The following is a 3,100-nucleotide window of genomic DNA, read 5'->3' as shown; positions in this document are numbered from 1 at the left end:
ACAGCGCGAAGCCGTCGGCATCGGCGGCGAAGGGCTTGCAGCGGCCGTCCGCGGCCAGGGCACGCTGACGGCTGAAGGCGACGAACGGTCCCGGTCCCGACATCACCGTGGCCGCACCGGCCACCGCGAGGCGGCACTCACCCGCTCGGAGAGCGCGGACGGCGAGATGCAGAGCGACCAGGGACGAGGAACAGGCCGTGTCGACCGTCACCGCGGGGCCCTCCAGCCCCAGCGCATAGGCGATGCGCCCGGACGCCACACTCGCCGCCGCCCCTGTGGCGAGATACCCCTCGTTGTCTCCGGACGCGGCGCGCAGCCGGACGGCGTACTCCTGGTCGGTGAGGCCGACATAGACACCGGTGGCGCTGCCCCGCAGGCTCTTGGGGTCGATGCCCGCCCTCTCCAGGGTCTCCCAGGTGGTCTCCAACAGCAGTCGCTGCTGCGGGTCCATCGCCGTCGCCTCACGCGGCGAGATGCCGAAGAAGGCCGCGTCGAACTCGGCCGCCTCGTCGAGGAACCCGCTCTCACGCACGTAGCTGGTGCCGAGGTGGTCGGGGTCGGCGTCGTAGAGGGCGTCGAGGTCCCAGCCCCGGTCCGTGGGGAGCGGAGTGATGGCATCCACGCCGTCGAGGACCAGGTGCCACAGGTCGTCCGGCGTACGCACCCCGCCGGGGAAGCGGCAGCCCATCGACACGATGGCGATGGGCTCCTCGTCACCGAGGTCCCGGGGGGCCGCCACGAGTGTGCTGTCCGTGCCGGGCTCTGCGTCCTCGCCTCCCCGGCCCTCGAACGCGAGGTCGTCGAGGCAGGCGGCGAGCGCGGAAACGGTCGGGTGGTCGAAGACGACGGTGGTGGGGAGCCTCAGGCCGGTCGCGCGGTGCAGCCGGTCGCGCAGGGCGACGGCGGTGAGGGAGTCGAAGCCCAGTTCCTTGAACGCCGCCTCGGCGCTGACGGCCCCGGCGTCGGCATGTCCCAGCGCAGCCGCCACATGGGTGCCGACGAGGGTGCGCAGTGCGGCGAGCCGACGAGCGGGCGGAAGGTCGGCGAGTTCGCGGAGCGCGGCGGAGGTGCCGACGGGGTTCTCGGCCTCGGCGTCGGCCAATCCCGTTGAGACGTCGGGCAGTTCGGCCAAGAGGGCGCTGCCGCGTACGGAAGTGAACACCTCGGCGAACCGGCGCCAGTCGACGTCGGCGACCGCCACGACCGTGTCGTCGTGATCGAGGGCCTGCTGGAGCCCGGTGATCGCGGTGTCCGGCTGGATGACGGGAACGCCCCTGCGGCGGAGCACGTCCTGGACGGACTCGGCGATCATCCCGCCGCCCGCCCAGGGGCCCCAGGCCACGCAGAGCACGGGGGTGCCGTCGGCGCGCCGGCGCTCGGCGCAGGCGTCGAGGATCGCGTTCGCCGCGCCGTAGGCGGCGTGGTCGGCAACGCCCCAAGTACCCGAGATGGACGAGAAGTAGACGACGGCGTCCAGTTCTGTGGCGTCCAGTACCTCGTCGAGGTGGGCCGCGCCGAGCACCTTGCCCGAGAGGACGGCTGCGAGATGCTCGACGTGGGCTTCCGCGATGGGGCCGAGCACGCTCACGCCGGCCGCGTGGACGACGGAACGCACGGGTCCGCCCTCCGCGGTGAGGCCGTCCACCAGGCCGACGAGGGCATCACGGTCGGCGATGTCGCAGGCGGCGACGGTAAGCCGCGTGCCGTGGCCTGCGAGTTCGTCCCGCAGGTCGTCGAGGTGGGGGCCGTCGCCACGGCGGCCGACGAGAACGACGTGCTCCGCGCCGCGCCCGGACAGCCAGCGCGCGACATGAGCGCCGAGTGCTCCGGTACCGCCGGTGACGAGGACCGTGCCACGCGGCTTCCAGTCGCGCGGCGCCGCCTTGCCGCCCGTGGCCGCGTGGACGAGCCGACGTCCGTGGGCAGTGCCGTCGCGGAGGGCCACCTGGTCCTCCACCGCGCCCGCCACGACGGTGTCCACCAGCAGGTCCGCGGCATGGTCGGCGCCGGCCGCCGGGAGGTCGACGAGTCCGCCCCATCGCTTGGGGTGCTCCAGGGCGGCGACCCGCCCGATGCCCCAGACACCTGCCTGTTCGGGTGCGGTCGGCGCCTCGTGCCGGCCGGTTCCGACGGCGCCCCGGGTCACGCACCACAGAGGCGCGTCGACCGACACGTCCCCGAGTGCCTGTACGAGCGTGAGGGTTCCGGCCAGTCCGAGCCGGACCACGGGGTGGCGCGGGTGAGGCCGTTCGTCAAGGGCCAGGAACGACAGCACGCCGCTGAACTCGGCCGACTCGGCAGCCGACGCGAGCAGAACACCGAGGGCGGCCCGGTCCAGGTCGTCGGCAGCGGTCATGACGAGCGCTCGGCCACCGCGTGCCTCCAACGCGGACACCGTGTCGGCGACGACTGGGATGCCTTCCGGAACCTCGGGGACGACCAGCAGCCAGGTTCCGGCTGCCGAGGCCGCGGCGCGGACCGGCAGAGGGCGCCACTCGGTGCGGTACCTCCAGTTGTCGACGGCTCCTCGTGCGTGGCGGGTGTGGCGCCAGGCGGCCAGTGCCGGTACGACGGCCTCCAGACCCTCCTCGACACCGAGCGTGCCGGCCAGCGCCTCCAGATCTCCCTCCTCCACGGTCCGCCAGAACGCCTCCTCCGCAGGGTCGGCGCTCACCCGGGCCTTGGGCAGATCCAGCCAGAAGCGGCTGTGCTGGAACGGGTAGGTGGGCAGGTCGACCATGCGCGGCGACAGCCCCTCGAAGGCCGGGGCCCAGTCCACCGACACCCCGCCGGCCCACGCCTCACCCAGGGAAAGATAGAAGCGGCCCAGACCGCCCTCACCACGACGCAGCGACCCGACAACCACCGCTTCCACGCCCGCGGCCTCCACCGTCTCGGCGACCGGCACGGTCAGCACCGGGTGCGGACTCATCTCGACGAAGGCTCCGTGACCGGACTCCACCAGTCGCCGCACGGCCGGCTCCAGCTGCACCGTCTGACGCAGATTGCGATACCAGTACCCGGCATCCGTCAGCGCCGAATCGACCCACTGCCCGGTCACCGTCGACAGGAACGGCACCGACGGCTCCAACGCCACCAC

The 3,100-nt window shown here is 73.1% G+C and carries 1 protein-coding gene; it reads right to left on the bottom strand.

Annotated elements, in window-relative coordinates; all coding sequences use genetic code 11:
- Positions 1 to 3,100 (bottom strand): SDR family NAD(P)-dependent oxidoreductase (locus tag AC3ET3_RS35950; protein ID WP_435613718.1); only part of this gene is annotated, 3,100 nt, incomplete at both ends.

Source organism: Streptomyces sp. bgisy159 (assembly GCF_057707805.1).
Note: the sequence above shows the minus strand (reverse complement) of the source record. Positions and strands in the feature narration are given on the sequence as shown.